The 4,278-nt window shown below is 63.7% G+C and carries 3 protein-coding genes; 2 read left to right on the top strand and 1 reads right to left on the bottom strand.

Annotated elements, in window-relative coordinates; all coding sequences use genetic code 11:
- Positions 1–73: 73 nt before the first annotated feature.
- Both Q4E95_RS09660 and Q4E95_RS09655 read left to right on the top strand, forming a co-directional pair.
- Positions 74–1,840 (top strand): polysaccharide deacetylase family protein, encoded by a 1,767-nt coding sequence (locus tag Q4E95_RS09660; protein WP_303383109.1) that lies wholly within the window; start codon positions 74–76, stop codon positions 1,838–1,840.
- Positions 1,841–2,046: 206 nt separating this feature from the next.
- Positions 2,047–2,412 carry an SCO4225 family membrane protein gene (locus Q4E95_RS09655; RefSeq protein ID WP_303383108.1) on the top strand — a complete coding sequence of 122 codons (366 nt, stop codon included), beginning with the start codon at positions 2,047–2,049 and terminating at the stop codon, positions 2,410–2,412.
- A 565-nt stretch (positions 2,413–2,977) separates the two neighbouring features.
- Here the strand turns inward: Q4E95_RS09655 and Q4E95_RS09650 are convergent.
- Positions 2,978–4,144 (bottom strand): ATP-binding protein, encoded by a 1,167-nt coding sequence (locus tag Q4E95_RS09650; RefSeq protein WP_303383107.1) that lies wholly within the window; start codon positions 4,142–4,144, stop codon positions 2,978–2,980.
- Positions 4,145–4,278: the final 134 nt, after the last annotated feature.

The raw sequence follows: 4,278 nt of genomic DNA, 5'->3' as shown, positions 1-4,278 counted from the left end.
TTTTTCACACGGTGTTCGGACTTGGGCGAACACCTATATTTCACGATCCACATCACGTTCAGGCGGGGGAGCCATGAGCAAGACTTTTCAATTGTCAAGGGGCCAACGCGCCGCCTGGGTGGCGGGACTGCTCGTTCTGTTGCTCATGTCCACCGCGGTAGTTTTCGGTTTGACCAACGATTCGTTGCGCGAGGGCCAGGGTTCACCGTTGGCCAAGGAATACACGACCGTCTCCGACGGGGAGGGGGAGGGCTCGGAAGCCACTTTCCCCGCCACGTTCGGCGAGGAAGGTAAGGCCTCCACGCTGGTGCTGTACGACAAGACGGACAACACGTCCTCCAACGGTGAACTGTACGCCGTGGCCACGGGAAACCTGGTGACTCATTTCGGGACGGCGGAGATCAAACCGGTGGCCGAGTACGCGGACAACGCCATGAACGACTACGACGCCGTGGTGTACATCGGGACGGATTCCGCGGCCACGCTCCCGCCCGCGTTCCTGGATGATGTTCTGACCTCGGACACCCCGGTGATGTGGGTGGGCGAGAACCTGAACGCGATGACGAGCGACCGAACGGCGCAGTTCCGTTCCGAATTCGGCTGGGACCCGGGCCAGACGCGGACCGTGAGCAGCGACCTGGTCCATTCGGTCCGTTACAACGACAAGGACGTGGCGCGATACACCGATTCCGTGACGATCTTGGAATCGCCCGTCGTGGAATCCGGCAGCTCCGTGCAGGTGCTGGCCAGCGCGCAATGCCGCAAGGACGACGCCCCGGTTTCCTGCGTGCCCGATAATGCCGACGGCGCTCAGGACGTTCCGTGGGCGGTGCGTTCCGAGAATCTGACGTTCGTGAGCGAGATCCCGTTGGATTACATCGACGAGAATGACGTCTATTTGATTTATTCGGATTTGTTCTACGGGTTGCTGGCACCGGACACCGCCGCGGTGAAGCAGGCCGCGGTGCGGTTGGAGGACGTGGGGCCGGAGTCCGATCCCGCCGACCTGCGCGCCATGGCCGACTACCTCCAGAAAGCCGGTGTTCCGTTCCAGGTGGCCGTGATGCCCATTCACATCGCCAAGACTCCCGAGGGGGACGATTGGTACGGGCTGAGTCTGCTGGATCGTCCCGAGGTGGTGGATGCGCTCAAGTACATGCAGGAGCGCGGTGGCACGCTGATTCAACACGGCACCACGCACCAGTTCGGCACCCTTGACAATCCGTACAGCGGCCGCAGCGGTGAGGATTACGAGTTCTACCGCTACGGATGCAGTGCCACCGCGCGTCAGCCCTTCGAGTTCGGGGAGTGCTCGAACACCTCTTACATTCGCCAGATCGGCCGGATCGCCGAGGACTCCGTGGAGCAGCACACCGCGCGGATCGAAAAGGGCCGCCAAGTCATGGTCGATGCCGGGCTGGGCGAGCCGGAGATTTTCGAGACCCCGCACTACGCCGCCTCACCCAACGCGTATGCGGCCATGACCGACGTCTATGACGCTCGGTACGAGCAGAGCGACTACTTCGCGGGGATCCTCTCGGGCGAGCCCAGCGAGGCAGGCCGGGCCTACAGCCAGCACTTCCCGTACACCGTGCATGACATTTACGGCAGCAAGGTGTACCCGGAGAACCTGGGCAACATCACCGAGTCGGAACAGAACAACCACGCCACCCGCGACCCGGAGTTCCTGATCTCCCGGGCCGAGGCGCACCTGGCCGTTCGTGAATCCACGGCGAGTTTCTTCTTCCACCCCTACCTGGACATCAACTACCTCAAGGACACGGTGGAGGGCATCCGGGAGTTGGGATACGAGTTCGTGCCGGTGACGGAGCTGAAGTAGTCAGCTCACCGGTTCGTCTTGCGCGCGGGTGGGATCGGCGCGGTGAATCGGGGGTCTCACGGAGACGTGAACCCCGTGTGATCTTTATCACTTGCAGCGGGATATACTGGCGCCAGACCCGAGGATCCCCTGGGGCCTGCGGCTTCAGAGCAACGGATCCCGTACCGCCGGGCGGCTGGGCGGGAACCGTGGACAAGGACCCCCGCATGGACTTCTTCCGACGGCAGCTGCGCTTCCGCGATTACAACCTGGGCGTATTCGCAATCGTTGTGGCGGGGGTGTACCTGTTCCTGGTGGCCCTGGCCCTCGCGTACCTGCTGTACTTCCTGGTCAACCCGGACCCGGACGCGATCGGTGCCACGTTCGAGGGACTGCCCGCCATCGCGCTGACGGCGCCGACGTCGCTGCTCCTGCTCTCCGCCACGGGTCCCTTTGATGTCTTCGGACCCGGCGTGGCCCTGTTCGTGCTGATTCTCTCCGGGCTCGTACAGGCGTTCGTGCTCTACGTGGTGCTGCGCGGGCGGCGCCGTGGGGCACCGAAAACCGCTCACTCGCCTACCAGCTCCGCTTAACTTTAGGCACCTAAACTTGCATGATGGCCTGTTCCGTTCAAGGTTCTTGGCCTTCCAGTTCCTTGCGCGCGATGGGGTCCGTGGTTCCGGCGCGGGGCCTGCGGGACAGCCGAGCGGCGGCGTCGTCGGGCTCAGCGCACGGCGGTGGCCAGGTGCGAGCGGACCTTCACGGGGACGGCTCCGGGACGCCAGCTCTCCCGAAACTTTTCGCTCGGATGGGCGGCCGTCATCTCAGCCCTACTGACCGCCATCGGTCTCGCGGTAGCGATGAAGAGCCGCTGGGGCGGGCTAATTGCCGCCTAGGGATTGATTGTCGGCGTTTGCTGGCTCCTGGCCATGGTCTACGGAGTCATGGGCCGGGGCTACGATTTCCCTTACGTCGGCCTGGGTCCGGGCATCGGCATCGCTACCGGGGCCTACTGGAAGGACCAGCGCGATGCCCGGGCAACCCGCAAATCCCGTCGCGAACAGTGCGAATCCCCTTGATACCTGGGCGGCCCCGGAGACGCTGCTGCCGCCCCCGCATCGGCTGGACGGGGCGTGAGACCCGTACTGAAGACGTCGATCAATCGTGCTGGCGGGAGATGAACCCCGCCATTCCGGGGACGGTGAAGGCGACGATCCCGTGGTCCGGTGCATAGATCAGCCCCTTGCTAATCAGATTCGCTCGAGTCGGCCCCAAGCTTCTGCCTACCCGCTTCAGCCGGTTCGCAACTTCGCCGGATCCGATCCCGTCGTCCCCCTCTGGGCACATGGCCCGTAGATACTGCTTCTCCGCTGCGGTTGTCCGGTCCCACCGGGCGCGGAAGAAGCCGTTGTCCAGTTGTCCCTGGCCGACAGCTACCCCCAGCCGAGCGTCTTCGAACTCGATCGCGGCCCCGGTCGCTGCGTTCCATGTCTCCTGACCGAACTGTTGGATGAAGTACGGGTAGCGACCTGACGCCGTGACGACGTAATCAAGCGCATCGGCGCTCCAGTTAACACCTTCGTTCCGAGCGGGTTTGAGGATGGCCTCGCGGGCACCGTCGCTGTCGAGTTTCTTGATCACGCTGTAACGGAAACGCTCCGAGTACGATTTCGCCTCCGCCAGGGTCTGGGGCAGGCTGGGTAGACCCGCCAGAGCGAACAGTACCGGCAGGTCGTCGGTGGCAGCGGACTGCATGACGGCCGCAAGGGTCTGGATCTCCTCGGAGCTGAGGTCTTGAGCCTCATCGATGAGCAACGCCAGACCTACCCCATCTTCACCGGCAGCCAAGGAGACGTCGCGGACCAGTTTGCCCAGATCAGTCAGCAGAAAGCCGCTGTCTGCGGCGCCACCGGTAGCGCCGCTCAGGTCGACACCGAAGTTCCAAGTGCCTGTGGTGTCGTACGAAGCCTTGAATGAGAGAGCAGTCTTCAGGGCGCGAAGGAGCCTCTTCCCCGCAGACGGTCGCGCCAGGTCCGACAGGGGGCCGTACAGCCCTTCGCCCACCATCTCGCGCAGAGCGCGACCAGAACCGGCTTCGAGCTGAACGGTGATCCAATCCCGCGTCTCGGCATCTCGGCGCAGCCGCGACAGGAGAACCGTCTTCCCGACTCCGCGTAGGCCATAGAGGATTATCGGCTGATCCGTCTTCCCTCGTTCAGCTCGTTGCAAGGAAACGCTCCAGGCATCGATGACATCGTCGCGTCCGACCAGCGCAGACGGCTTGCGACCGGCTCCTGGGGAGTAGGGGTTGCGCACAGGATCCATTAAGGCCCTCCCGGGGGATAGCGAAGTCTAGGGGAGTATAGCAAAACGCTATACTCCCCTAGACTTCGCTAGAACTCGCGGGCAGGGGATTCTGGAGCCGCATCTGGTTCAGTTCCGGGCGCGAAGCGGTCCCC

This window comes from Kocuria sp. (genome assembly GCF_030536815.1).
Classification (GTDB): Bacteria; Actinomycetota; Actinomycetes; order Actinomycetales; family Micrococcaceae; genus Kocuria; species Kocuria gwangalliensis.
Note: the sequence above shows the minus strand (reverse complement) of the source record. Positions and strands in the feature narration are given on the sequence as shown.

Bases quoted from the DNA above. Each gene is read 5' to 3' on its own strand.
- Q4E95_RS09655 (WP_303383108.1), top strand. From the start codon at position 2,047: ATGGACTTCTTCCGACGGCAGCTGCGCTTCCGCGATTACAACCTGGGC.
- Q4E95_RS09650 (WP_303383107.1), bottom strand. From the start codon at position 4,144: ATGGATCCTGTGCGCAACCCCTACTCCCCAGGAGCCGGTCGCAAGCCG.
- Q4E95_RS09660 (WP_303383109.1), top strand. From the start codon at position 74: ATGAGCAAGACTTTTCAATTGTCAAGGGGCCAACGCGCCGCCTGGGTG.